Origin of the sequence: Shewanella sp. AS16 (genome assembly GCF_021412365.1) — a bacterium.
In the GTDB taxonomy this organism is placed as follows: Bacteria; Pseudomonadota; Gammaproteobacteria; order Enterobacterales; family Shewanellaceae; genus Shewanella; species Shewanella salipaludis.
Map to the genome: position 1 here is coordinate 845,478 of NZ_JAKCLK010000001.1, position 25,939 is coordinate 871,416.

The 25,939-nt window shown below is 56.7% G+C and carries 20 protein-coding genes; 14 read left to right on the forward strand and 6 right to left on the reverse strand.

Features of this window, described 5'->3' with window-relative positions:
* Positions 1-34 precede the first annotated feature (34 nt).
* From LZP73_RS03785 to rppH, 3 genes are read right to left on the reverse strand one after another with little or no spacing between them, the layout of a single operon-like run.
* Positions 35-835 carry a sulfite exporter TauE/SafE family protein gene (locus LZP73_RS03785; RefSeq protein ID WP_234233117.1) on the reverse strand — a complete coding sequence of 267 codons (801 nt, stop codon included), beginning with the start codon at positions 833-835 and terminating at the stop codon, positions 35-37.
* A gap of 54 nt (positions 836-889) precedes the next feature.
* Complete coding sequence (gene ptsP, locus LZP73_RS03790) at positions 890-3,124, reverse strand: phosphoenolpyruvate--protein phosphotransferase (RefSeq protein ID WP_234233118.1); 2,235 nt, start codon at positions 3,122-3,124, stop codon at positions 890-892.
* Between the two features lie 28 nt (positions 3,125-3,152).
* Entirely contained in the window at positions 3,153-3,671 is a 519-nt protein-coding gene (gene rppH, locus LZP73_RS03795) for an RNA pyrophosphohydrolase (RefSeq protein WP_169563486.1), read from the reverse strand.
* Positions 3,672-4,361: 690 nt separating this feature from the next.
* Between rppH and mutH the strand changes: the two genes are divergently transcribed.
* A complete protein-coding gene (mutH, locus tag LZP73_RS03800; protein ID WP_234233119.1) occupies positions 4,362-5,033 on the forward strand; it encodes a DNA mismatch repair endonuclease MutH in 672 nt (223 codons plus the stop codon).
* Positions 5,034-5,187: 154 nt separating this feature from the next.
* A complete protein-coding gene (locus LZP73_RS03805; protein WP_234233120.1) occupies positions 5,188-6,270 on the forward strand; it encodes an adenylate/guanylate cyclase domain-containing protein in 1,083 nt (360 codons plus the stop codon).
* Here the strand turns inward: LZP73_RS03805 and oxyR are convergent.
* Positions 6,267-7,169 (reverse strand): hydrogen peroxide-inducible genes transcriptional activator OxyR, encoded by a 903-nt coding sequence (gene oxyR, locus LZP73_RS03810; protein ID WP_169563489.1) that lies wholly within the window; start codon positions 7,167-7,169, stop codon positions 6,267-6,269. The genes LZP73_RS03805 and oxyR overlap by 4 nt on opposite strands.
* Before the next feature lie 169 nt (positions 7,170-7,338).
* On the opposite strand from oxyR, the gene LZP73_RS03815 reads away from it, so the two are divergent.
* Positions 7,339-9,051, forward strand: a complete 1,713-nt coding sequence (locus tag LZP73_RS03815) for a GGDEF domain-containing protein (protein WP_234233121.1) — start codon at positions 7,339-7,341, stop codon at positions 9,049-9,051.
* Positions 9,052-9,066: 15 nt separating this feature from the next.
* Here LZP73_RS03815 and LZP73_RS03820 read toward each other — a convergent pair whose 3' ends face one another.
* Entirely contained in the window at positions 9,067-9,432 is a 366-nt protein-coding gene (locus LZP73_RS03820) for an Hpt domain-containing protein (RefSeq protein WP_169563491.1), read from the reverse strand.
* Positions 9,433-9,990: 558 nt separating this feature from the next.
* On the opposite strand from LZP73_RS03820, the gene gltB reads away from it, so the two are divergent.
* From gltB to LZP73_RS03850, 6 genes are all read left to right on the forward strand, one after another.
* On the forward strand, positions 9,991-14,457 hold the full coding sequence (gene gltB / locus LZP73_RS03825; RefSeq protein WP_234233122.1) for a glutamate synthase large subunit: 4,467 nt from the start codon (positions 9,991-9,993) through the stop codon (positions 14,455-14,457).
* A 5-nt stretch (positions 14,458-14,462) separates the two neighbouring features.
* Positions 14,463-15,869 carry an FAD-dependent oxidoreductase gene (locus LZP73_RS03830; RefSeq protein WP_234233123.1) on the forward strand — a complete coding sequence of 469 codons (1,407 nt, stop codon included), beginning with the start codon at positions 14,463-14,465 and terminating at the stop codon, positions 15,867-15,869.
* 193 nt (positions 15,870-16,062) lie between these two features.
* Positions 16,063-16,755, forward strand: a complete 693-nt coding sequence (locus LZP73_RS03835) for a 5'-methylthioadenosine/adenosylhomocysteine nucleosidase (protein WP_234233124.1) — start codon at positions 16,063-16,065, stop codon at positions 16,753-16,755.
* Between the two features lie 18 nt (positions 16,756-16,773).
* Positions 16,774-17,763 carry a cobalamin biosynthesis protein CobD/CbiB gene (locus tag LZP73_RS03840; protein WP_234233125.1) on the forward strand — a complete coding sequence of 330 codons (990 nt, stop codon included), beginning with the start codon at positions 16,774-16,776 and terminating at the stop codon, positions 17,761-17,763.
* A 95-nt stretch (positions 17,764-17,858) separates the two neighbouring features.
* The gene (locus LZP73_RS03845; protein WP_169563642.1) at positions 17,859-18,236 is read left to right on the forward strand and encodes a DUF2721 domain-containing protein; all 378 of its coding nucleotides are present in this window, start codon (positions 17,859-17,861) and stop codon (positions 18,234-18,236) included.
* Between the two features lie 199 nt (positions 18,237-18,435).
* Positions 18,436-18,909: a nuclear transport factor 2 family protein gene (locus LZP73_RS03850; protein WP_234233126.1), complete on the forward strand. Its 474-nt coding sequence runs from the start codon at positions 18,436-18,438 to the stop codon at positions 18,907-18,909.
* Between the two features lie 84 nt (positions 18,910-18,993).
* Here the strand turns inward: LZP73_RS03850 and tyrS are convergent, their stop codons facing one another.
* A complete protein-coding gene (gene tyrS, locus LZP73_RS03855; protein WP_234233127.1) occupies positions 18,994-20,190 on the reverse strand; it encodes a tyrosine--tRNA ligase in 1,197 nt (398 codons plus the stop codon).
* A gap of 125 nt (positions 20,191-20,315) precedes the next feature.
* Here tyrS and LZP73_RS03860 point away from each other — a divergent pair, with 125 nt between their 5' ends.
* From LZP73_RS03860 to ettA, 5 genes are all read left to right on the forward strand, one after another.
* Positions 20,316-21,773: a peptidoglycan DD-metalloendopeptidase family protein gene (locus LZP73_RS03860; protein ID WP_234233128.1), complete on the forward strand. Its 1,458-nt coding sequence runs from the start codon at positions 20,316-20,318 to the stop codon at positions 21,771-21,773.
* A complete protein-coding gene (locus tag LZP73_RS03865; RefSeq protein ID WP_234233129.1) occupies positions 21,770-22,879 on the forward strand; it encodes an anhydro-N-acetylmuramic acid kinase in 1,110 nt (369 codons plus the stop codon). The genes LZP73_RS03860 and LZP73_RS03865 overlap by 4 nt, the downstream gene beginning before the upstream one ends.
* 214 nt (positions 22,880-23,093) lie before the next feature.
* Entirely contained in the window at positions 23,094-23,474 is a 381-nt protein-coding gene (locus LZP73_RS03870; protein ID WP_169563499.1) for a DUF2750 domain-containing protein, read from the forward strand.
* 62 nt (positions 23,475-23,536) lie between these two features.
* Positions 23,537-23,977, forward strand: coding sequence for a hypothetical protein (locus tag LZP73_RS03875; RefSeq protein ID WP_234233337.1), 441 nt, complete (start codon positions 23,537-23,539; stop codon positions 23,975-23,977).
* A 251-nt stretch (positions 23,978-24,228) separates the two neighbouring features.
* On the forward strand, positions 24,229-25,896 hold the full coding sequence (ettA, locus tag LZP73_RS03880) for an energy-dependent translational throttle protein EttA (protein WP_169563500.1): 1,668 nt from the start codon (positions 24,229-24,231) through the stop codon (positions 25,894-25,896).
* Positions 25,897-25,939 lie beyond the last annotated feature (43 nt).

Sequence of the window (25,939 nt, forward strand, 5' to 3'; positions counted from 1 at the left end):
CATTATTCCCTCTGACGAGGTACGAGAGTAAAAATCAGGTCAGAATCAACTTAAGACCCAAACTAAAGAGCAAGACTGCAAATATCCGCTTGAGCACCAGTGTCGGCCAATGGCTCGCCGCCCTGACGCCCACCGGCGCCATCAGCATGGAGGTCAACACTATCCCCAGCAAGGCCGGCAGATAGATGAAGCCCAAGGTCCACTGGGGTAAACCCGGCACGTCGGCACCGGCCAGCACATAGCCCAGGCTGCCGACCAATGAAATGAGCAGGCCTGTCATGGCGGAAAAACCGACAGCATGGCGCATCTGCAGGCCACACCAAGTTAAAAAGGGCACCAACAATACCCCGCCGCCTATCCCCATCATGCCGGCGAGCAAGGCTATCGAGACAGACACCCAAAACAGCACCCAAGTCCCGGGCAAGCTGCGCCCGGCCTCGGCCTTCCTGGGAAAGGCCATCTGCGCCGACATCAGCAGCACGAATAAGGCGAAGCCTTGCTGCAGCCTATGGGCCGGGATCTGCTCCGAGATAAAGGCCGCCGCCAAGGCACCGACTATGATGCCGGGCATCATGGGTTTAAACAGCGCCCAGAGAATATTCCCCCTGTTGTAGTGCGCCCTGGCAGAGGAGGAAGAGGTCAGTATGATGGCCGCCAGGGAGGTGGCGATGGCAATGTGGGGCAGTTGCTCGGCGTTGATACCGACAGATGGCAAGAGGTAGATCAGGGCGGGGACGACGAGCAAACCGCCGCCAATGCCCAGCAGACCGGCCAAGAAGCCAACCAGGGCTCCCAGGACTAAACAGTCAACAAACACCCACAACACACTGTCCAATGAATACCTTCGCTCTGCCGAATTTTGGCGACTAGCTTAAATCAATTCCGCCAATTAGTTAAGAATAGATCCCAGGTTGCGCGCATTTAGGTATTCGGCGACCAATTGGCGCACCTGGCTGCCATTGGCCAGTTTCAGCGCCTGTTCGAGCAAGCACCTCAGTTCAGTCTTGGACACCCTGCGCAGCAGATAGTTGATCCGCGCCAGACTGCCCTGGTTCATGCTCAGTTGCTCATACCCCATGGCCACCAGCAGCAGTGCCCCCATGGGTTCCCCCGCCAGTTCACCACAGACACTGACGTCCAACTTGAATTTATCACAATCGAACCAGGCCCGTTTCAGCGCCCTCAGGATCCCCGGATGGTAGCTGTCAAACAATGAACTCACCCTGGGATTGTTGCGATCGACGGCCAACAGATACTGAGTCAGATCGTTGCTGCCGACCGACACGAAGTCGACCCGCTGCGCCACTTCATTGAGCTGATAGAGCAGCGCCGGCACTTCCAGCATGATGCCGATTTTCGGACGGGTGATATCCTGGTCAACATCGGCCTTAAGCTCCATATAGGCCTGCTCCAGATACGCCAGCGCCTGATCTATCTCATCCAGACTGCTGACCATGGGCAAGAGGATCCTCAATTGCTCACCACAGCCCCCCGCCTGCAACATGGCCCTGAGTTGCACCAAAAACAACTCGGGATGATCCAGCGACAGGCGGATCCCCCGCCAGCCGAGAAACGGGTTGTCTTCATTGATGGGGAAATAGGGCAAAGGTTTATCGCCGCCAACGTCCAGGGTGCGCATCACCACAGGTCTGCCGGAGGCCGCCGCCAGGACCTGCCGATAGACCTTGATCTGCTCGGACTCGCTGGGAAAACGTTGCTGCAACATGAAGGGAATTTCGGTGCGATACAAGCCGATACCATCGGCACCTTCGGCAATTTCGGTCGCCAAGCCGCTCAGGAGACCGGCATTGAGGTATAAACGGATCCGCTCGCCATCCAAGGTAGCGGCCGGCAGGCTCAGCTCTTGGGCGTACTGGCGTTGCAACGCCTGGTGGGCCGAGATCAGGTTGCGGTATTCATCGATCACCGCGGCAGAAGGCGACACCATGAGATGACCACGGCTGGCATTCAATACCAGCAGCTTCTGATCTATCTCGGTCGACAGTATCTGCTCGACGCCCGTGATCGCCGGCACCTCCAGCGCCCGCGCCAGTATCGCCGCATGGGAGTTGACCCCACCCATTTCAGTCACTATGCCTGCGAGTTTTTGCCGCGGAAATTCGGCCAGCAGGGTGGCGTCGGCTTCCCTGGTCACCAAGATCACGGGTTTATCCGGCTCCTGTGCCAAGCGCCCCGGCTCTATCAGCTGCCTGAGCACCTTCTGGCCCAAATCCCGTATGTCGCTGGCACGTTCCTTGAGATAGGGATCTTCCATCGCCAAAAACTGCTGGATATAACGCAGGGATACCCGGCTGACCGCAGACTCGGCGCTCCAACCCAGCTGAACCTCCCTGGCGTACTCGCCGCCGAGACTGGCATCGTCGAGCAGCAGTTGCAACGCGGTGAAGATGGAAACCACTTCCTCATCTTGCTCCCGGTCGAAACGTTGTGACAAGGCGGCGAGCGCTTCCTTGCAGCGCCCCATGGCGAGGGACAACCTGTAGACTTCAAGCGCCACATCCTCGCAAGGCACTTCGGGTTGTTCCAGGGAAATTTCCCCACCTATCACCAATGCCTGGGCGATGGCGATACCGCTCGAAGCCGACGTGCCCTGAAACAGGATCTGATGCCCGTGACTCCTGACTTCGGCTTTCTGCTTATGTCCTTTGACCGCCATGGCCAGCTGGGCTGCCAGGGTCATCAGGAAGGCCTCTTCGCCTTCGCTGAACTGGCGGGTGCTGGCCTGCTGCACTACTATGACGCCCAGCACTTGTTTTTGGTAGATGATAGGTACGGCAAGGAAGGCGCGGTATTCTTCTTCGGCAACCTCAGGGAATAATTTGAATCTGGGGTGAAGACGGGCATCTGCGAGGTTAACCGCTTCTTCGCGCTCGGCGACCAAGCCGACCAAACCCTCGGACAAGGGCATTTTGACCGTGCCGACGGCGCCTTTTTCCAGGCCATCGGTCGCGGACAACACCAACTGCTGCTGTTCGAGAATATAGATGGAGCAGACCTGGGTGTTCATTGCGGTTTTAGTCTGGGTGACCAACAGCTCCAGCGCACTGTCGAGATTGCCGGCCGAGGCCACCGCTTGGGTAATGTCCCTGAGGGTATTCAACACTTTTAGCTATCCCCTTCTAAATCTGTACTTATCCCCTTTGACGCATCCGCTTTCGCGGCATTTCCTGAACCTGGAATGCCAATGCCGTCGCCGCAAACTCCTTCATCACCTTACGATAGACGTCACGCTTGAATGACACCACTTGCCTGACAGGATACCAATAGCTCACCCAGCGCCAATCATCAAATTCAGGATGGCCGGAAGAATTGAGATTGACGGCACTGTCCTGACTCTTCAGCTGTAATAGGAACCACTTCTGTTTCTGCCCGATACAGACAGGTTTACTCTCTTGGCGCACCAAACGTTTGGGCAACCTGTAACGCAACCAGGAACGGGTCGAGGTCAGGATCTGCACATGCTCGGGCCTGAGGCCAACTTCCTCATAGAGTTCCCGGTACATGGCTTCTTCTGCCGACTCACCATCGTCGACGCCCCCTTGGGGGAATTGCCAGGAGTGCTGGCCGAATCGTCTGGCCCACATAACCTGGCCGAATCTATTACAGATTATGATGCCCACATTTGCGCGAAAGCCGTCGCTATCAATCACATGGACTCCGAATACACAAAAATGTTAATGATCCGATTGTTTCACAAAGCCAGTCTATCGGCAAACCTCTATTTCACCCACAGCGTTGGATAAAAATCAGAAACACACACAATTATCAACAGCGGTTTCCAGGGGGTCGGGGGGATATCCACATTTTCTGTGGATATCTCTGTTTGAAACTCGGTTAAACTTATGGAAACGTCTAAAAAACGGCTCACCCCCGGGTTAACACCCGCATTCAAAAACAATTAAAAAACCTTTAAATTCAATGTTATGAACAAATGAAAAATAAAATAAGGTAGAATTTCGCGGCTAGAGCACACTTTTTAAGCAGTCGAATATCATTGAATAACTCGCTCGCGGATCCATTAGGGTTATACACAGAACGCCCTGGAATTTCGTTCAAAACCGGCTTAAAAAGCCCTTTTATCCGGTTGACCCGGGCTTTTTTATCGGTTAAGGACGCCTGCTTGCTAAGTTATCCATAATTTCTGTGGATAAATAGGTTGAAAAAGCTGGGGAAATACCCGGGTAACTTCTCCCCAAAGCGGCACAAGTGACACAATGCCAAGATATTCCGCTTTAATTCAGTCAGTTATAACAAGGCTTCTTCAAAAATGTTCAGCGACACCCTGGCGTACACTTTTTAACCGGGATTGATAAGCCGAAGATCTCAGGTAAAATCCCGCCATGGAAAAAATATCCCCTCCCCAAGATCTCGCCGAGTTGATGTCCAGGGCCAATATGATGGCCGGCTTAACCTTGGCACAAATTGCCGCGCCCCACGGACAAGCGGTGCCGGCCGATCTCAAGCGTGACAAAGGTTGGGTCGGGCAGATGATAGAGACAGAGCTGGGGGCAAACGCCGGCTCCAAACCCCAGCAGGACTTCCTCCACCTGGGGGTGGAACTCAAGACCATCCCCATAGATGGCGCGGGGCGGCCACTGGAAACCACCTATGTCTGTGTCGCACCCTTAATCAACATCCAGGGGCTGAGCTGGGAACAGAGTCTGGTATGCCACAAGCTGGAAAGGGTCCTGTGGGTACCGGTCGAAGGCGACAGGCAGCTGCCGATAGCCGCCAGACGGGTCGGCACCCCCATACTCTGGCAACCCGACGCTCGAGAACAAGCCTTGTTGCGCCAGGACTGGGAAGAAATAATGGAACTCATCAGCCTGGGAAAGGTGGAACAAATCAGTGCCCGCCATGGAGAAGTACTGCAACTTAGGCCCAAGGCGGCCAACAGCCAGGCCCTGACCCAGAGCATAGCCGAGGACGGCAGCATCAAACTCACCAATCCCAGGGGCTTCTATTTGAAGACCCAATTCACCGCCCAGATACTGGCCCGGCACTTCGGCTAGCTGGCACCTGCCGGACTGTTGGCCCAAAAAGGCTTGAAAACGCCTTAAAAAGGGCTGGACAAGATTGAGTGACTAATAGTCCTGGCCCTAGCGGGGGTGTTTTCTATAAACTAGCCCATCCTGAAATACAGCATATCCGGATACCTTAACCACAGTGAAAGCCCGTCGACAGGCGAAAAAATTACTCTTTGCAATAATGGCATGGGCTGCGGCCATGGGCGCGTTTGTGTTTTTTCGCTATGCCCAAACCCCGGAATTGCCACAATGGGCCAGAGGCAACGCAGATCTGGCGACCTTGGCCGTCTACATGGGGGTCATTTTTGGCAGCCTGCACTGGATGTCCAATCTCATCACGGATTTTCGCATCATCAATCGCCTGCCCTATATTTTCTCGGTCACCTTCAAGGGACTATTCTTGCTCCTGGGAGCAATCACACTCGCCTATATGATCCAATACCTCAACATGTGGGCGATAGAACACCACATGGTTCCCCTGAGGCAGATGTTAACGGCACAGATACTCTATAGCCCCTCGTTTCAGGCCCTGCTGATTTACCTCGTGGTGGTGCGCCTCGGCCTGGCCTTCATAGAGCAGATGGCCTTACTCATGGGCCCCAGGATACTGCTCAATATCGGGCTGGGGAAATACCATAAGCCCAGGTATGAGCAGAGACTCTTCCTCTTCCTCGATATGGTCGCATCCACCTCACACGCCGAGGCGCTGGGTGATTATCGCTTCAGCCGCCTCATCCAGGACAGCTTCAACCTCTTGTCGGACACAGTGACCAACAATGACGCCGAGATTTACCGTTATATGGGAGATGCAGTGCTGATCCACTGGCCATTGGAGACGGGAATAGTGCATGACAGGTGCATGAACATTTATTTCGAGTTCAGCCAGCAACTGCATTGGCATAGGCACTATTTCGAGAAACACTACGGCTTCGTGCCTGAATTCAAGGCTGCGGCCCATTGCGGTCAGGTGGTGGCGGCCGTCGTCGGCGTGCATAAACAAGAGATCAGCTTCTTCAGCGACGTGCTCAACACCCTCACCCGCTTGCAAGATCAGTGCAATCCTCTCGGCCAGCGGATGCTGATCTCAGGCGCCCTGTCCGGACGCCTGGACAACCAGGAATCCCAGTATAAGCGCACTCACCTGGGCCCCATTAAACTCAAAGGCAAGCAACATTCCATCGAGGTGTTTGCCGTTTCCCCCAAGCTGGCCTCGGCCAATTAGCCTTGGAGCAGGGTTTGGATCTCCAGCCCCAAGGTACGGAAGGTCAGGATGCGGCTGGTCGTCTGCCGCCATACCAGGCCTATGTCGCGGTAGGGGGCTTTCCCCGGCGGCGTCATAACCACCAGGTCCGTGTCATTCAGGATACCCGCGTCTATCGCCATTTGCGGCAGAAAGGTGGTGCCCAGCTTGCTGTTCACCATCTGCACCAAGGTATGCAGACTGGTGGCGGCGAAGGGATTGATCTTATTGCTGTCCCCCAGCTCACAAGCACTGATGGCATGGCCTGTGATGCAATGCTCTCCCTGTAACAGGAAGATGCTCTCGTCCGGCAGGGACTGGTAATCCAGCGGCTCATGCACATCTCCCAACAAATCCTTATGCATCACCATCTTAAAAGGATCTATACCCACCTTCATGCTGTGATACCCGCCGGTATCTACGGGCAAAGCCAGAATGAGCAAATCCAGTTCTCCCTTACCCAGGGCCTCCAACAGCCGCTCCGTGGTGTCTTCCTTCAGCAGCAGACTCAAGCCGGGATAAGCCTGCTGACACTGGCGCATGACCCGGCTCAGCAGGAAGGGGGCTATCGTGGGTATGCACCCCAGGCGTATGTCGCCCGTCATGGGGTCGCCCTGGTTCTTCACCAACTCGACCAGGTCGTCGACCTCGGTGAGGATCTTCCTGGCACGCAGCACCACCTCTTCGCCTATGGCGGTAAAGATGAAAGACTTATGATCTCTCTCTATCAATTGATGTCCGAGTTGCTCTTCCAGGTTTTGAATGCCGCTCGACAGGGTCGATTGGCTGACGAAACTCACTTTGGCCGCCCGATTAAAATTCTGCTCTTGATGCAGATTAACCAGATAATAGAGATTTTTCAGACTGGGCAAGTTTTTCATTTAATCGATTACCATGTGTTTAATTAATTCAATAGTTGAAACTACTCTATCACAGTCAGGGATGACTGCCAGCAGCGCTAAATAACGCCTGCCGTTCGCCTCACATGGCTTGCCAATACAGGGGGGGCATCTATACTTTTTGGGTCGTTTCCAAATGGGATATAGAGGAATGAAGGGGGTTGTCGCTGGACTATGCTTACTCCTGCTGCTGCCATTCGCCTATGGCAAAGTGAATCTTTCCGAGGGAAATCGTCTCTTACCCCTGGCCTCGCTATACAGCCCCCTGAACGTTGGCAACGCCCATGCATTGAGTCTGTATCTGGATAGCCAGACCACAGAAGCCCAATTCCACTCGGGTCCCTGGCAAAGCCTTACCATCACCAATACCCAACAGAAAACCGGCCTCTGGTATCTGACCCAAGCCGATGCCCGCCAGGTAGCCCCCCTGTTGGTACGCTCGGGAGACAAGCTGATCCCGCTCGCGGGTAAAACCTTCATCTGGCCCATGGCAACCCATGTCTATCTGCTGACCCTGGGGCCCAATGAAACCAAACAACTCTTGGTCCAGCATGATAACAGCCCGACCCAACTCTGGTCTGCGGCTTGGTGGCAAGACTGGCAGGACATGGCATCCGCCTGCGGTTACTTGCTGATCGGGGCCCTGAGTGGTCTCTGCCTCATGCATCTGACCCTATGTCTGCTGCAGGGGGGCAGGTGCGGCGATTTACTACTCTTACAGGCGTTGAATATCACCTTTTTAATCAACAACATCTGGGTGGCGGATAAACACTTGTCTTTCTTTATCAACCTGCCGCTGCCTCTGCTGGCCTTTTCACTTGTGCTGCTCTTCAACCAGGCCGAACCCCATCTGGCCAAGACACTGTCGGAGCGAGCGCTGCTCAGCGTCAGGCTACTCCTCTGTGCCTGTCTGGCATTAGCCATAACCTCGTTATTCTTCGTGAACTCAACCTGGTATGACGCCATGCTGTTCATCCTGTTATTCAGCATAGTGAGCCTGACCGGCTTGCTGCTGCACGGGATGAAACAGCACTTCCAGCCCCATTATTTGCCCCTCATAGGGATCTGCTTATGCCTGGCCAGCATGACTGTGACTCAGTACCAACTGACGCTGGTCACCGAACGTTTGTATCTGTACTTGCCCCTGCTGGCACTCAACCTGCTGGCGCTGATACTGACCATGCTCAACTCGGCCCCCCAGAGGCAAGCACGCCTGAGTCAGGACAATATGAGTCCGGCAGAAGCCCTCAGCAATAATAGATTAAGGTACGAAACCTTAGTGCAACAGCTGGCCGAACTGCAGATAAATTACAAACTCCTGCTGGAGAAAAATGCCATAGACTTCCTCACAGGCTTGAAGAACAGGCAATTTTTCAACGAAAAATACCATCGTGAGCTGACCCAGAGCCTGCGGGAACAACAGGCCCTCAGCCTGATCATCATAGACATAGATTTTTTCAAGAAAGTGAACGATAAATACGGTCATCAGACGGGAGATGAAGTGTTGCAAGCCGTCGCCAAGCGGTTTTACGCCGTACTCAAGCGGCCGGCAGATTCAATCTGTCGTTACGGTGGAGAAGAGTTTGCCGTGCTCCTGCCGAACACAGAACTGCAGGGCGCCGCCCATGTTGCCGAGCTCATTCGCAAGAGCGTCAAGAGCAGACCCATACTGACCAATCAGGGGGAAATTCACGTCACGGTCAGCCAGGGCATAGCCTCAATGGTGCACTCTGCCGACACAGACACAGACAAGCTCTTGAACAGTGCAGACAAGGCACTGTACCAAGCCAAAAACTTGGGCAGGGACAGGATAGAACTGGCGCCGACAAAACCTTATATAGTCACTGCCGAGCGCCAAAGTTGACGCCAAATTAATCCATCAGGCTTTGGCTTGCAGAAATTGCTTCAACTGTTGCAAATCATCGAAGGCATGTTCGACTATCACATTGAGCCAATTCGCATGACCCGCTTCCCATTCGGCTTCCTCGCCATGTTGCAACAACTGGGCATACTGCTGGATGCGTTTCAATCCAACCGAGCCCGCCGCCCCCTTGAACTTATGGGCTTCGCCGCACAGGGTCTCCTTATCGCCGCTATCATAGGCTTTTTGGAGGTTGGCGACATACTCGGGCATCAATTGCTCAAATAAAACCACACTTTTCAATAAGGTACCTGCACCTATCGCACTACAATATTGATCCAGGGTATTCAGATCCAGGATTGCTTCTAATTCCATTGTGGCCATGAAGGCACCTCTATAAAGACAGTCAAATGCTTAATACCGATTCACCCCATAATACCCACTAAAATGTCAGGTGCAACTTAATAGCGGCAACAGAGTCCAGATAGCGCCAGATTTAACCTGTGCTTGCCGTTGGCACCCGCTGTGAGCGACAGCCATGATCCCGGGCAGTCCGGTGCGCTACTATCGCACAAAAAAAATGAATAATTAAGCAGAAAGGGTAATTTTTTAACTATTCTTCAGTATCTGTGACGAAAATCACTATCCGTAAATTTAAAAGCATAAGCAGCAAATGTTGCCAAATCGTAAAGCAAAAGTCTCTCATATTTTAAAATTCTTTTTATTCATAATGTTATACAAGTGATTTCACAGTTTACGTTAACGTAAATCAACTGTATTTACTGCAAAAAATCTGCTGAAACGCCATGAGTATAAGCAAATTTATGGTTTGACCTTTGCTGAACCCCAGGCTAATTTGGGTGGTTCGGGTGCATATCTATATAGAATGTCTGTTACATTTCTCCCGAGTTGTATTTAGCCGAGGTTTAGGGAGGTTTCTGTATGAGCTTATATCATCCCAGTTTTGAGCGGGACAACTGTGGTTTTGGACTGATAGCACAGATGGATGGCGAAGCCAGCCACAGGATAGTGCGCACAGCCATCCATGGTCTGGATCGCATGAAGCATAGAGGTGGTATTGCCGCCGACGGCCGCACGGGAGATGGTTGCGGCCTGTTGATGCAAATGCCCACCCAGTTTTTCGAAGCGGTTGCCGCCGAAAACGATTGGCACCTGAGCCGCAAATTTGCCGTCGGCATGCTATTCCTCAGCCAGGACGAAGACAAGGCCCAACTGGCCAAGCACCTGCTGGAACGCGAGTTGGAGCGGGAAACCCTCAGCATCGCCGGCTGGCGCAAGGTGCCGGTCAATCCCGAGGTGTTGGGTGAAATAGGCAAGGCCAGCCTGCCGCAGATAGTGCAGGTGCTGATCAACTCTCCCATAGGCTGGCGCGAGAAAGATCTCGAGCGGCGCCTCTATATGGCCCGTCGCCGCTTGGAGCAGCAGATAGTCGACGACAGCGACTTCTATGTCGCCAGCCTCTCGGGCCAGGTCATAGTCTACAAGGGCCTGATGATGCCGGTCGATCTGCCGGCCTTCTACCCGGATCTGGCCGATATCCGCCTCAAGAGCGCCATCTGCCTGTTCCACCAGCGCTTCTCCACCAACACTTCGCCCAAGTGGCCGCTGGCACAGCCTTTCCGCTTCCTGGCGCACAATGGTGAGATCAACACCATCACGGGCAACCGCCAATGGGCCAGGGCCCGGGCCTACAAGTTCAACTCGCCCCTGTTGCCGGATTTGCAGCAGGCGGCGCCCTTCGTCAATGAAACGGGGTCAGACTCCTCGTCGCTGGACAACATGCTGGAGATGCTGCTCAGTGGCGGCATGGATCTGTACCGTGCCATGCGCCTGTTGATCCCGCCGGCATGGCAAAGCAACCCCGAGATGGATGATGAGCTCAAGGCCTTCTACGACTTCAACTCCATGCACATGGAGCCCTGGGACGGTCCGGCGGGCATAGTCATGACCAATGGCCGCCATGCCGCCTGCGCCGTCGACCGTAATGGCCTGCGGCCCTCGCGTTATGTGATCACCAAAGACAGGATACTGACCCTGGCCTCGGAAGTGGGCATCTGGGACTATGCCGCCGATGAGGTGATAGAGAAGGGCCGCGTCGGTCCCGGCGAGCTGCTGGTGCTCGACACCCTCAACGGTCGTCTGTATCAATCCTTCGAGATAGACAATGATCTCAAGCGCCGTCACCCCTACAAGGAGTGGATGGCGAAAAATAGCCGCACCCTGGTCCCCGCCGAGCAGCTGGCTTCGGAGCAACATGGCGCCAGCGAGTTCAGCCCGCAGACGCTGCTGAGCTACCAGAAACTGTTCGGCTATAGCCGTGAGGAACTGGAACAAGTGATCTGGGTGCTGGCCAAGCAAGGCGAGGAAGCCACAGGCTCCATGGGTGACGATACTCCCATGGCGGTGCTGTCGAGGCAATCCCGTTCCCTGTATGACTATTTCCGACAGAAATTTGCCCAGGTAACCAACCCGCCGATAGATCCGCTGCGCGAGAAACACGTGATGTCGCTCACCACCTGTATCGGTCGGGAGCAGAACCTGTTCAACGAGACCACGGGTAACGCCTATCGGGTGATGTTCGACTCCCCCATATTGTTATTCAGCGATTTCAATCAATTGCTGGGCCTGGACAGCACTTACTATCGCGCCAACAAGGTGGATCTCAACTATGATCCCAGCGAAGGCCTGGAGCATGCCATTCGCCGCATCACGGACGAGGCCGAGCGCCTGGCCCGCTCCGGCACTACCCTGCTGATCCTCTCGGATCGCGCCATCGCCAAGTCGGCACAGGTCATCCCGGCCGCCATGGCCGTGGGCGCGGTGCAACAGATGCTGGTGGACAAGAGCCTGCGCTGCGACACCAACATCATAGTGGAGACGGCATCGGCGCGGGATCCGCACCACTTCGCCGTGCTGCTGGGCTTCGGCGCCACCGCCATCTATCCCTATCTGGTCTATGAGTCCATCTCGGATCTCGCCAAACGCCACGGCGGGGGCGACAACGCCAACACGAGTGACACCACGGCCCTGATGCTCAACTTCCGTTACGGCATAGAAAAGGGTCTGCGCAAGATCATGTCCAAGATGGGCATCAGCACGGTCGGCTCCTACCGCTGCAGCCAGCAGTTTGAAGCCATAGGCCTGGCGAGCGATGTCATCAGCCTCTGCTTCAAGGGGGTCATCAGCCGCATCGAAGGGGTCAGTTTCCAGGGTATTGCCGATGATCAGCAGCTGCTGCATAAGGCGGCCTTCAGGCCCCATGTGCCCCTGCCCCAGGGCGGACTGCTCAAGTATGTCGAGGGCGGCGAATACCATAGCTTCAACCCGGATGTGGTCAACAGCCTGCAGGCCTCGCTCAAAGACAAGGACTATGGTGCCTACAAACAATTTGCCCAACTGGTAGATCAGCGCCCGGTCGCGACCCTGAGGGATCTCATCGGCATCCGGGGCGACCAGGCGCCCATCGCCCTGGAAACCGTCGAAGCCGCCGGCACCCTTTACCCGCGTTTCGACAGCGCCGCCATGAGTATCGGCGCCCTCAGCCCAGAGGCCCATGAGGCGTTGGCCATCGCCATGAACCGTCTCGGCGGGCGCTCCAACTCGGGTGAAGGCGGCGAGGATGCCCGCCGCTTCAACACCGAGCGCAACTCGGCCATCAAACAGATAGCCTCGGCACGCTTCGGGGTCACGGCCCATTATCTGGTCAACGCCGAAGTGCTGCAGATCAAGGTCGCCCAGGGCGCCAAACCGGGCGAAGGCGGACAACTGCCGGGTCACAAGGTGAGTGTCGAGATCGCCGGCCTGCGCCATGCCAGACCTGGGGTGACACTGATCTCGCCGCCGCCACACCATGACATCTATTCCATCGAAGACCTGGCGCAGCTGATCTTCGATCTCAAGCAGATCAACCCCAAGGCGCTGGTCTCGGTGAAGCTGGTGTCCGAGCCAGGTGTTGGCACCATAGCCACCGGCGTCGCCAAGGCCTACGCCGACATGATCACTATCTCAGGTTACGACGGTGGCACTGGGGCCAGCCCCATCACCTCGGTCAAGTATGCCGGCAGCCCCTGGGAATTGGGGCTGGCCGAAGTCCACCAGTCGCTGGTGGAAAACGGCCTGCGGCATAAGATACGCCTGCAGGTCGACGGCGGCCTGAAAACCGGCACGGACGTCATCAAGGCGGCGCTGCTCGGCGCCGAGAGCTTCGGCTTCGGCACTGTGCCCATGATAGCGCTCGGCTGTAAGTACCTGCGCATCTGCCACCTCAACAACTGTGCCACAGGAGTCGCGACCCAGGATAAAAATCTGAGGGATAACCACTACCATGGCTTGCCCGAGCGGGTGATGACTTACTTCGAATTCGTCGCCGAGGAAGTGCGCGAATGGATGGCGAAACTCGGCGTGGCGCGCTTCGAAGACTTGGTCGGTCACAGCGAGTGGCTCCATGTCCTCGAAGGCCAAACCAGCAAGCAACAGGGGCTGGATCTGTCGCCTATCCTCTATCGGCCCAAGCTGCCGGCAAGCTCGGCGCTCACCTGGCAGGAAACCAATCCACCGGCGGATCAGGGCTTGTTGAACCAACACTTGCTCAACGAATGCCGGCAGGCGGTGGATCTGGGCGAAACCTTAGAGGCCGCCTATGCCATCAACAACACCGACCGCTCGGTCGGCGCCGCACTGTCGGGCTACATAGCCACCAAGCTCGGCGTCAAAGGCACGAAGCAAGCCCTGAAGCTTAACTTCAGCGGCAGCGCCGGCCAAAGCTTCGGCGTGTGGAATAGCCCTGGACTCGAGCTCAGGCTCTGCGGTGACGCCAACGACTATGTCGGCAAGGGCATGTCCGGCGGCAAGCTGGTCATCAACCCGCCGCTGGGCAGCCCATTCCAGAGTGAGCGCAGCGCCATCGTCGGCAATACCTGTCTGTATGGCGCCACCGGCGGCAAGCTGTTCGCCGCCGGTCAGGCGGGCGAGCGCTTCGCAGTGCGCAACTCTGGGGCCATCGCCGTGGTCGAAGGCACGGGCGATAACGCCTGCGAGTACATGACGGGCGGCATAGTAGTGGTGTTGGGCAAGACGGGCGTCAACTTCGGCGCCGGCATGACGGGCGGCTTCGCCTATGTGTTCGACCAATTCGGCCGCTTCAACCGCAGGGTCAATACCGAGCTGGTCGATACCCAGAAGCTGGAGTCCCCTATCCAACAGCAACACCTGAAGGGCTTGATCCAGGAGCATGTGGCCGAAACCGGCAGCGAACATGCCAGCGCTATCCTGGAGGAGTTCGATAACTGGCTGGACTGTTTTGTGTTGGTGAAACCTAAAAATATCGCCGTCGCCGATCTGCTTAAGATGGAGCAGTCGAGCCCGGAACTAGCAGTAAGAGTGGGGTAAGCAGCATGAGCAATGATTTTCAATTTATCGAGGTCGGACGCCAGGATCCTGCCAAGCACCCGGCGGCCAAACGTGCGACTCAGTTCATCGAGATCTATCAGCCCTTCTCCCAGCCCCAGGTGGCCGAGCAGGCGGATCGCTGCCTGGATTGCGGTAACCCTTATTGCGAGTGGAAGTGCCCGCTGCATAACTATATCCCCAACTGGCTGAAGCTCGCCGAGCAGGGGCGCATCATGGAAGCGGCGGATTTGGTCCACGAGACCAATACCCTGCCGGAGATCTGCGGCAGGGTCTGTCCCCAGGACAGGCTCTGTGAGGGCGCCTGTACCCTCAATGACGGCTTCGGTGCCGTCACCATAGGCAATGTGGAGAAATACATCACAGATACCGCCATAGCCCAGGGCTGGCGGCCGGACATGACCAAGGTCAGCCCGCGCAGCGAGCGGGTCGCCATAGTAGGTGCCGGGCCTGCCGGTCTCGGCTGTGCCGATATCCTGGCGCGCAACGGCGTCAAGGCGGTGGTGTTCGACAAGTATCCCCAGATAGGCGGCCTGCTGACCTATGGTATTCCGTCATTCAAGCTGGACAAGGAAGTGATGGCGACTCGCCGCAGCGTGCTCGAGGGCATGGGCATAGAATTCAGGCTCGGCGTCACCATAGGCAAAGATCTGGCGTTCGCCCAGCTGCTCGAAGAGTACGATGCCGTCTTCCTCGGCATGGGCACCTATACCGCCATGAAGGGCAACCTGCCGGGCGAGGACGCCAGCGGCGTGTACCAGGCGCTGCCCTACCTCATAGGCAACACCCATCACATAATGGGCACCCAGGATGAGGCCACCCCTTACCTGAGTCTGGCAGGCAAGCGGGTGGTGGTGCTGGGCGGCGGCGACACCGCCATGGATTGCGTGCGCACCGCAGTGCGCCAGGGCGCTGCCCGGGTGACCTGCGTCTATCGCCGCGACGAGGCCAACATGCCGGGTTCGCGCCGTGAGGTGCAAAATGCCCGCGAAGAAGGAGTCAACTTCCTCTTCAACCGTCAGCCGGTCGAGATCGAGACCGTCGCCGGCCGGGTGAGCGGCATAGCTTGTGTCGAGACCCGGATGGGCGCCGCCGACGCCAGTGGCCGTCAGAGGGCCGAAGCCATCCCCGGCAGTGAGCAGCTGCTGGAGGCCGATGCCATCATCATCGCCTTCGGTTTCCAGCCGAGCCCTGCCCCCTGGTTTGCCGAGCATGACATCACCCTGGATCAATGGGGGCGGGTCGCGGCCAACAAGCAGAGCGACAATCCCTTCCAGACCAGCAATCCCAAGGTATTTGCCGGTGGCGACATGGTACGGGGCTCCGACTTGGTGGTTACGGCCATCGCCGAAGGTCGGGATGCCGCCATGGGGATACTCAACTACCTGGATTAACCGGGCACATCAGGCTCGAGTGAAATGCCGGCGCATCCATGGATGCGCCGGCATTTTTTGCGCTGCCGCCAAACTGGCCCGACGTCTTAGGCGACTAACATTTTCATCACTCTATGCTATATTAGCGCGCATATTTTACCCCGGTAAGCCTGCGGACTCACGGCGCAGCTTATTGTTATCAGGAAAGATCCCCATGAAACTAGGTATCATAGGCGCTATGGAGCCGGAAGTGGCTCACCTCATCGCCTCGATGAAGCACCCCAGCTCGCAAACCATTGCCGGCATCGAATTCGTATCCGGCCAACTGGCAGGCAAAGATGTGGTAGTGACTCGCTCCGGCATAGGCAAGGTCGCTGCCAGCATAGCCACGACCCTGCTGATCGAGAAATTCGCCCCGGATGCGGTGATCAACACAGGCTCGGCCGGCGGCTTCGTCGACACCCTCTCCATAGGCGACATAGTCATTTCCTCCGAGGTGCGGCATCACGATGTGGATGTCACCGCCTTCGGTTATGAAATAGGTCAAATGGCACAGCAGCCCGCGGCATTCATCCCGGATGCACGCCTGGTTGCCGCCGCCAAGCAGGCGATTCAGCACCTGGGTGAAGTCCAGGCCATCGAAGGTCTCATCTGTACCGGCGACAGCTTCATCTGCGATCCCGAGCGCACCGCCACCATGCGCAAGCATTTCCCAACCATGGCTGCCTGTGAAATGGAAGGCGCCGCCATTGCCCAGGTATGCCACCAGTTCAAGGTGCCCTTCGTGGTGATCCGTTCCCTGTCGGACAATGCCAACAACGATTCGCCGGTGGATTTCGATGCCTATCTGGTCAAGGCCGGGCACCATTCGGCCTTGATGGTCATGGCATTACTAGAGCAACTCTAAGCGGCAGAGACTGAACCCATGAATATCCCCTTCTATGAGCAATTGGTCCTTGTCGATGGCAACTTGTTTGAGGGATTTCTGGTTCTGTTTTTTGCCCTGCTGTTGGCACGACTGGCACCACTGCCGCGGGAAATGCAGCCGCTGATCTGGTTCGGCCATCTGGCCAAGCGACTGGCCGCCAAGGTCAACAAGCCGGAGCGCTCGCCGTCACAGCGGATCACCGCCGGCTTGCTCGCCAGTCTGCTGTTAATCTTGCCCTTCTGGGGCATCATCAGCTTCCTGCTCGAATTGGCGGCCTTTCCCTGGTTTTTCGAGTTTCTGGTGCTGTACCTCTGCCTCAATGACGCCAGCTTCAGCCAGGTGGCCGACGATGTCGCCCAGGCGCTGAAGCGGGATGACAATGCCGGTGCCAAGCGCCTGCTCCGCCTCTGGGTGGCGCGTGATACCCAGAATCTCTCCCCCGTTGGGGTGAGTAAGGCCACCATAGAGAAACTGGTCTCCTCGCCGGTTTACGGCACGGCGGCCACCCTGTTCTTCTTCGGCCTGGCCGGCGCCTCGGCGGTATTGGCCGTGCGCATGCTCAAGCAGCTGGAACTGGCTTGGCCGGCACTGGACCCACGCTATCGCCACTTTAACCGCCCAGTGTACCTCGCCAGCACTGTGCTGCTGCTCATCCCCTCCTGGTTATGGAGCTTTTCGCTGGCGATCCAGGGCGGGCCCAGGGCGCTGAAGGCGCTACTGAGCCCACCCGTCAGCCGCTTCCCGCTGGGAAATACACTGCTGAGTCTGCATGTCAGCGCCACCATATTGGGCCTGGAACTGGGCGGACCGCAGAAGTTCAACAACATAAGGATCGCCGTCGAGCCCATAGGCCGGGGGCCGCTGCCCAACGGCGCCCAGATCCGCCCAGCGGTGAAACTCGCCTCCCGCGCCTGTGCGCTCTGGTTCAGTTCCGTGGTCATTTTGCCTATGCTATGGGCAGGCCTGCGCTGGCAACAGAGCCTCTAACCACTTGTTTTAAAAGATACCCATGAGTCATACTCTTTGGGCCATACGCCAGAGTCATTAGTTCATAGAAAGAGGCTGCCATCTTGCTGGAAAATATACACCTGTCGCTGACGACCCCCGCACTGCTATTCCCGGCGATATCTTTGTTGTTACTGGCCTATACCAATCGCTTCTTCGCCCTGGCGGCGCTGATCAGGAGCCTGAGCGGCGAGAATAAACCCGTACATGACGATCAGATCAAGAATTTACGTCAGCGGATAGTGCTGATCCGCAGGATGCAGGAGGCCGGCGTCTCCAGCTTCGCCCTGTGCGTGCTATGCATGATCTTCCTCTACGCAGGCTTTACCCAGACGGGCTCGGTGATCTTCGGTTGCAGCCTGCTGCTGTTGCTGTATTCGCTGATCTTGTCCGTGATAGAGATACGCATCTCTGTCATCGCCTTGAATATTCACCTCAAAGAGATGAGCAAATAAGCAGGTGCCGCCGAAAAAGCCAGGGTTGCAGAGCCAATGCCATGGTCCCTGCATCCCGGGCTTGATCGCAGCCCCATGAGTAGGCATTATTCGAATATTGTGTCTGGCGAGCCGCTCCATACGCCCGAGCCCTGGCTTACCCTGGCCTGACATACCGCAAGCCGCGTGGCGGCCGATATAAAAACAAAGAGACCTTAGTGTGCGAATACTCTGCTTCATCCTCAGCCTCTTGTGTTTGCCCGTGTCGGCAAACCCGGGTGACATGCCCGAGGAACAACAGCTGGCGATGCGTTATCTGCAGGCGCTGACCGAGCATGATTACCCTGCCTTGAAACGTTTCTACAACCGCGACAGTGTCTTTTACGACAGGACAGCCGACCGCAAATACAAGGGACAGCGCCACATCATAGCTTTCCTCGAACGGGCCCATGAAGGGGTGCTCGAATATGAGTTCAATATCGAGCATATGTTCAACTCTGGCTCCCTGGTGGTGATGATAGGCAACTATCATTTCAAGGGGCCGGGCGAACAATTCGGCAAGCCAGGCAAGATCATCGACATCGCCATTCCCGGGGTGACCAGTCTCAAGCTGGACATGCAGCATAGGCGGGTGATGGAACACTTGGATCTGATGGACTATCAGACCATGTCGGATCAATTGGCCGGCCAATAGGCGTTAGGCCGCAACAGCGCCCACAAAAAAGGGTCTGTACTCGGTACAGACCCTTTTTTAATCGGCTCGAAAACACCCTATGAGTCAGCTCACACTGACCTTGGCGAACTTGCGCTTGCCGACCTGGAACACAGCTTGGGTACCCGCGGGCAGCAACAGACGGCTGTCGTCCAGCTTGTCACCGTCCATCTTGACCGCACCTTGCTTGATCATCCGCATCGCATCCGAGGTCGAGGCGACCAAACCTGCATCTTTGAGCAGGTTGGCGATCGGCAGGCCTTCAGAGGCAATCAAGGCCACTTCGGGGATGTCATCCGGGATGGCGCCCTTCTGGAATCTGTCGATAAAGGCCTGATGGGCCGCTTCGGCCGAGACTGCATCGTGGAAGCGGGTGATGATTTCCTTCGCCAGGAGTATCTTGGTATCCCGCGGGTTGGCGCCCTGGGCAATATCCTGCCTGAACTGCTCGATTTCGGCCAAGGGGCGGAATGACAGCAGCTCAAAGTAACGCCACATCAGCTCATCCGAGATAGACATTATCTTGCCGAACATCTCGTTGGCCGGCTCGCTCACGCCTATGTAGTTGTTGGCCGACTTGGACATCTTCTTGACGCCGTCCAGGCCTTCGAGCAGTGGCATCATGATCACCGCCTGGGGCTTCTGGCCTTCGGCCTTCTGCAACTCACGGCCCATCAGCAGGTTGAACTTCTGATCCGTGCCGCCCAGCTCGACGTCGGCTTCGAGGGCAACAGAATCATAGCCCTGCAGCAGAGGATACATAAATTCGTGAATGGCGATCGACTGGCCGGAAGCATAACGCTTCTTGAAATCGTCCCTTTCCATCATACGGGCAACCGTCTGCTTCGACGCCAGGCGTATCATGCCGGCGGCGCCGAGCGGCTCCAGCCAGCTGGAATTGAATTCGATGCGGGTCTTGGCCGGATCCAGGATCTTATACACCTGTTCCTTGTAGGTCTCGGCATTGGCCAGCACTTGCTCACGGGTCAGGGGCGGACGCGTGCTGTTCTTGCCGCTCGGGTCGCCCACCATGCCGGTGAAATCACCTATGAGAAAGATGACCTCATGGCCCAGCTCCTGGAATGCTCTGAGTTTATTCAGAATAACCGTGTGTCCCAGGTGAATATCCGGTGCCGTGGGATCGGCACCCAACTTGATCCTTAAGGGGCGGCCTTCCTTGAGTTTTTCCAACAGATCCGCTTCGAGCAAGATCTCGTCGGTACCACGTTTAATTTCTGCTAATACTTGGTCTAAATCAGCCATCTGGGCAGCGACTCCTGGGCCATACGCATAAAATAATGGCGCTTATGTTACTTGTTAGCCAGTCTAAATGAAAGTGTGTACACTAAGGGGATAATAAAGAGCTCAGGAAATTGGTACAGTCGTCGATGGGAAAGGTCATTAGGGTATTCAAATTACTGCCGAAAAAGCATCAAATACTGCTCAGCATCCTCATGGTTATCCTGACCGTCACAGTATTGCTGCCCGCCGAAGATGCCGAAGCGTCCAAGCAAACCCGGGACCAGGCGATCGAGATCAATACCCGTTACCCAGTCCCCTTGGCATTTCGCACCCCGACACCGCCTTCGGCCACCGAGGCCAAGGCCGCGGCAGACACCTCGGCCCTGTCCCAGCCCTTGTTACAGTCCCAATCCCAATCTCAATTACAATCACAGTCACAGCCCGAAGCAGATTCGGCTCAGACTATCCCGGACACGGCAGAGGCAATCGAGCTTGCCAGGCATGCAGACGTTGAGCATTTTGAAGTCAAAGCGGGCGACACCCTGGCGGCGCTGTTCAATCGCGCCGGCCTGAGTGCCAGAGAAGTCTATGACATCACCCAGTTGCCACTGGCGAAGAAAAATCTGTTGAAAATCATGCCAGGGGAAGAAATTGTCATCGCCAAAGATGCCAAGGGTGAACTGACAGAGGTCAGTTACCGGGTCGATGCCATCACGACCTTGCTGATCAGCAAGCAAAACCAGCAATACCAGGAGCGCATGTCGGTCAAGAAGGTCGAGGTACGCACCCAGTTTGCCAGTGCCAATATCAAGAGTAACTTCTGGAATGCCGCCATAGATGCCGGCATGACCCCAAACCAGGTGATGCAACTGGCGACTGTCTTCGGCTGGGACATAGACTTTGCCTTGGATCTCAGGAAAGGCGACAACTTTGCCCTCCTCTATGAACAGGAATATGCCGACGGTGAGTTCTTGCGCAACGGCAACATACTGGCAGCCGAATTCATCAATCAGGGTGAGCGCTATACCGCGGTGCGCTACAGCGATGGCAATTATTATTCGGAAAGCGGCAACAGCATGCGCAAGGCCTTCCTGCGCTCACCGGTCGACTTCAAATACGTCAGCTCCAACTTCAACCCCAAGCGCCTGCACCCGGTAACGGGTCAGGTCAGGGCCCATAGAGGCGTGGACTATGTCGCCGCCATAGGCACGCCCATCAAGGCGGCCGGTCGCGGCAAGGTAATAGCGTCAAGCTACAATCAGTACAACGGCAACTATGTGTTCATCAAGCACAATGACACTTATACCACCAAATACCTGCACCTGAGCAAACGCCTGGTCAAGCGGGGTCAAACCGTCAAGCAGGGGCAGATCATCGGCAAGCTGGGCAAGACAGGCCGGGTCACGGGCGCCCACTTGCACTATGAATTTATCGTCAACGGGGTACACCGCAACCCCCGCACCATCAGCCTGCCCAAGGCCGAAGCCATAGATAAGCGCGAAAAACAGCAGTTTACCGCCCTCAGCCAACAACTCATGGCGACACTTCAACATGACAAGCAAGTACAAGTTGCCATGCAATCAGCCAGCGGACCCGAATCATGAAAACCGCCTATTACATTGGACTCATGTCAGGCACCAGCATGGATGGTGTCGATGCCGTACTGGTGGACTTCGCCGATACCCAGCCCAGGCTCATCGCCAGCCATAGCGAAATGATCCCGGCGCACTTGCTCAAGGGACTGCAGCGCCTATGCCAGCCAGGCAGCGATGAAATCAATCGCCTGGGCAGGCTGGACCGCAGTGTGGGGCAACTCTTCGGCACGACAGTCAATCGCCTCATAGAGATGAGCGGTGTCGCCAGGGAAGACATAATAGCCATAGGCAGCCATGGACAGACTGTCAGGCATATGCCCAATCTCGAAATGGGCTTCACCCTGCAGATAGGCGATCCCAACACTATTTCAGTCGAGACAGGCATAGACGTGATCGCCGACTTTCGCCGCAAGGATATCGCCCTCGGCGGTCAGGGCGCCCCCCTGGTGCCGGCCTTCCATCAGCAGATCTTCGCCGCCGCCGGCCGGCAGCGGGTGATACTCAACATAGGCGGCATAGCCAATGTGACTTACCTACCCGGCGACAGCGACCAGGTGCTGGGCTTCGACACAGGCCCAGGCAATACCCTGATCGACGGCTGGATCCAACAGGTCAAGAACGAACCCTTCGACTTCGATGGCCAATGGGCCGAGTCGGGCAAGACAGATGACGGCCTGCTGCAGCACCTCTTGTCTCATCCCTATTTCGCCCTGGATTATCCCAAGAGTACGGGACGGGAACTGTTCAACCAAGCCTGGCTGGAGCAACAGATGGCGCCCTATGCCAATCTGGACGAGGAAGACATACAGTCGACCCTGCTGGATTTGACTTGCCACAGCATAGCCAATGACATCAACAAGCTCTCCCCCCAGGGTGAACTCTTCGTCTGCGGCGGCGGCGCCCTCAACAAGACGCTGATGCAGAGGCTGACCGCCCTGCTGCCGGGTTACCAGGTGCAAACCACCTCTGTGCTGGGCATAGACGCCAAGTGGGTCGAGGCCATCGCCTTCGCCTGGCTCGCCATGCGCCATCATCTGGGGCTGCCGGCAAACTTGCCTGCGGTCACGGGCGCCTCGCGTCCGGCGGTGCTCGGCGGTCGCTTCAGCGCCAAGTAGCGGCCATTGACTGAGTCCGGGCCAGGCGACTGGCACCACCAACAGTGGCAAATGCGGACTTAGCCGGCTCTTCTCTTTTTCAATCCCACCGCAGATGATACCATGCCCACATCTGGCTTTTTTGCTGCGTCGCCCCCGGGCCACCCATCAAGCTCGCCGCAGCAGTTACAACCTATTTATCACAGACAATCCAAGCACGAGAGATACCTATACCATGAGCGACACTGCAAAAAAACTGGCCGAGATCACCGCCATGACTCCGGAAGCACGTTACGATTATATGGTCGAGCAAATCAAGGCAGACAAGACCCTCTGGACACTGCAAGATCAAGACGGCTGTGTCATGCTGACCACGGAAGAAGAAGACTGCATTCCCATGTGGCCAAACGAAGAGAGTGCCGCACTCTGGGCGGTCGACGAATGGAAAGACTGCCAACCTCTGGCGATCCCACTCAATGAATGGCAGGAAAGATGGGTTTCCGGCATGGAAGACGATGATCTGTTCGTCGCCGTATTCCCAGTGCAGGACGATCTCGGTGTGGTGATCCCGCCTTATGAGCTGGACCAAAGACTCACCCCAAAGACACGTCACTGAGCCGGGTCGTGAAGGAGGAAGCCGCCTTGAGCGAGAAAGCAGCCCTGAGCCAAGAAACAGACTTGAGCGAGGAAAAAGCCGCTGTCGCGAGCGAGTCGAGCCCCAAGGCGAAGCTCCCCAAGCGCCTAGTCGCGCTGATGCTGCTCTATGTGGCGGCCTCCGTCAGCGGCCTGCTGGCCAAGCAAGGCGTACTCTTGTGCGTGCTGACGCTGTTCATGGTAGTGGCTGTGCTGGGGCGACAGAAAACGGCGCTGTATCTGCTCAGGGGCTACACCTTGGTGCAGTTGCTCCTGCTGAGTCTGCTGCCGCTGGTCCTGTATGACCCGGACAACCTGGTGGCCGGCCCAACCACGGTCCACCTGGGCGAGTGGCAAGCCAAGCTGCCCGACTATGTGATCTTCATCGCCCTGCTGTTGTTGGCCCTGCTGCAAGTCTGGATAGCCTTCAACGCCGAGGTGAAGGCCTGGTTCAAACCCAGGATCAATCTCAACATCATGAGTTGAGCCGCTCAATGAGCCCGCAGACTTCCCTCTGCGGGCTTTTTACAAGAGCACAGACGGAACCTAAGCTCACAGTCCATACCTGGTAAGCCAAAAGGGTCTGCCCGCCGGCAATTCAGTCCCCAACAGAACGCACATACAGGCCACAAGTTCCCGGCTGCTTTCATCCCTGCTTCTTTCATTCCGGCATCTGGCAGCCGAGGCCGCTATTTAGTAAACTGCCAGGCATCATAGGTCACTTAAGATGAAGATAAATGGCTCAGTTTGTATACAGCATGCTGCGGGTGGGCAAGATAGTCCCGCCCAAGAAGCAGATCCTCAAAGATATTTCCTTAAGCTTTTTCCCCGGCGCCAAGATAGGTGTGCTGGGTCTCAACGGTTCGGGTAAGTCGACCCTGCTGCGCATCATGGCCGGCATAGACACGGAAATCGAGGGTGAAGCCCGCCCCATGCCTGGACTGAAGATAGGCTATCTGCCCCAGGAGCCCAGGCTCAATCCCAACCAGACGGTGCGCGAAGCCATAGAAGAGGCGGTGTTCGAGGCCAAGAATGCCCTGACCCGCCTGGACGAGGTCTACGCCGCCTATGCCGAGCCGGATGCGGATTTCGACGCCTTGGCCAAGGAGCAGGGTGAGCTGGAAGCCATCATCCAGTCCCAGGATGCCCACAACCTGGATCACATACTCGAGCGCGCCGCCAACGCCCTGCGCCTGCCGGACTGGGACGAGAAGATCGAAGTCCTGTCCGGTGGTGAACGCCGCCGGGTCGCCATCTGTCGCCTGCTGCTGGAAAAACCCGAGATGCTGCTGCTCGACGAGCCGACCAACCACTTGGATGCCGAATCCGTCGCCTGGCTGGAGCACTTCCTGCAGGAATACGCCGGCACTGTGGTGGCCATCACCCACGATCGCTACTTCCTCGACAACGCCGCCGGCTGGATCCTGGAACTGGACCGTGGCGAAGGCATTCCCTGGGAAGGCAACTACTCTTCCTGGCTGGAACAGAAAGACGCCCGTCTGCAGCAGGAATCTGCCACAGAGAGCGCCCGCCAGAAGACCATAGCCAAGGAATTGGAGTGGGTGCGTCAGGGAGCCAAGGGGCGTCAGTCCAAGGGCAAGGCCCGTCTGGCCCGCTTCGAGGAACTGAACACCAATGACTATCAGAAGCGCAACGAGACCAACGAGCTCTTCATTCCGCCAGGCCCGCGCCTCGGCGACAAGGTCATTGAAATCAACAATCTGACTAAGTCATACGGCGATCGCGTGTTGATCGACAACCTGTCCTTTACCGTGCCCAAGGGTGCCATAGTCGGCATCATAGGCGCCAACGGTGCCGGTAAGTCGACCCTGTTCCGCATGTTGTCCGGCGCCGAACAGCCCGACAGCGGCACCATAGACATAGGGGATACTGTGCAGCTGGCGTCGGTGGAACAGTTCCGCGATTCCATGAACGACAAGAATACCGTCTGGCAGGAGATCTCCGGCGGCCTGGATATAATGCGCATCAACAACACGGAAATCCCCAGCCGCGCCTATGTCGGCCGCTTCAACTTCCGCGGCGGCGATCAGCAGAAGATCATAGGCACACTGTCGGGCGGTGAGCGCAACCGGGTGCACCTGGCCAAGCTGCTGCAGGCCGGCGGCAACGTGTTGCTGCTCGACGAACCGACCAACGATCTGGACGTCGAAACCCTGCGCGCGCTGGAAGAAGCCCTGCTGGAATTCCCCGGCTGCGCCATGGTGATCTCGCATGACCGTTGGTTCCTCGACCGCATCGCGACCCATATCCTGGACTACCGCGATGAAGGCCAGGTCAACTTCTACGAGGGCAACTACACTGAGTACACAGCCTGGTTGAAGAATACCTATGGCGCCGATGTAGTCGAGCCCCATAAGCTGAAGTACAAGCGCATGAGCAAGTAAGGCGGCGAAGACAAGAACGGAGACCCTGGGTCTCCGTTTTTTT

Bases quoted from the DNA above. Each gene is read 5' to 3' on its own strand.
- LZP73_RS03860 (WP_234233128.1), top strand. From the start codon at position 20,316: ATGGGAAAGGTCATTAGGGTATTCAAATTACTGCCGAAAAAGCATCAA.
- LZP73_RS03820 (WP_169563491.1), bottom strand. From the start codon at position 9,432: ATGGCCACAATGGAATTAGAAGCAATCCTGGATCTGAATACCCTGGAT.
- LZP73_RS03815 (WP_234233121.1), top strand. From the start codon at position 7,339: ATGAAGGGGGTTGTCGCTGGACTATGCTTACTCCTGCTGCTGCCATTC.
- LZP73_RS03830 (WP_234233123.1), top strand. From the start codon at position 14,463: ATGAGCAATGATTTTCAATTTATCGAGGTCGGACGCCAGGATCCTGCC.
- LZP73_RS03840 (WP_234233125.1), top strand. From the start codon at position 16,774: ATGAATATCCCCTTCTATGAGCAATTGGTCCTTGTCGATGGCAACTTG.
- oxyR (WP_169563489.1), bottom strand. From the start codon at position 7,169: ATGAAAAACTTGCCCAGTCTGAAAAATCTCTATTATCTGGTTAATCTG.
- LZP73_RS03870 (WP_169563499.1), top strand. From the start codon at position 23,094: ATGAGCGACACTGCAAAAAAACTGGCCGAGATCACCGCCATGACTCCG.
- LZP73_RS03835 (WP_234233124.1), top strand. From the start codon at position 16,063: ATGAAACTAGGTATCATAGGCGCTATGGAGCCGGAAGTGGCTCACCTC.
- ettA (WP_169563500.1), top strand. From the start codon at position 24,229: ATGGCTCAGTTTGTATACAGCATGCTGCGGGTGGGCAAGATAGTCCCG.
- mutH (WP_234233119.1), top strand. From the start codon at position 4,362: ATGGAAAAAATATCCCCTCCCCAAGATCTCGCCGAGTTGATGTCCAGG.
- gltB (WP_234233122.1), top strand. From the start codon at position 9,991: ATGAGCTTATATCATCCCAGTTTTGAGCGGGACAACTGTGGTTTTGGA.
- LZP73_RS03865 (WP_234233129.1), top strand. From the start codon at position 21,770: ATGAAAACCGCCTATTACATTGGACTCATGTCAGGCACCAGCATGGAT.
- tyrS (WP_234233127.1), bottom strand. From the start codon at position 20,190: ATGGCTGATTTAGACCAAGTATTAGCAGAAATTAAACGTGGTACCGAC.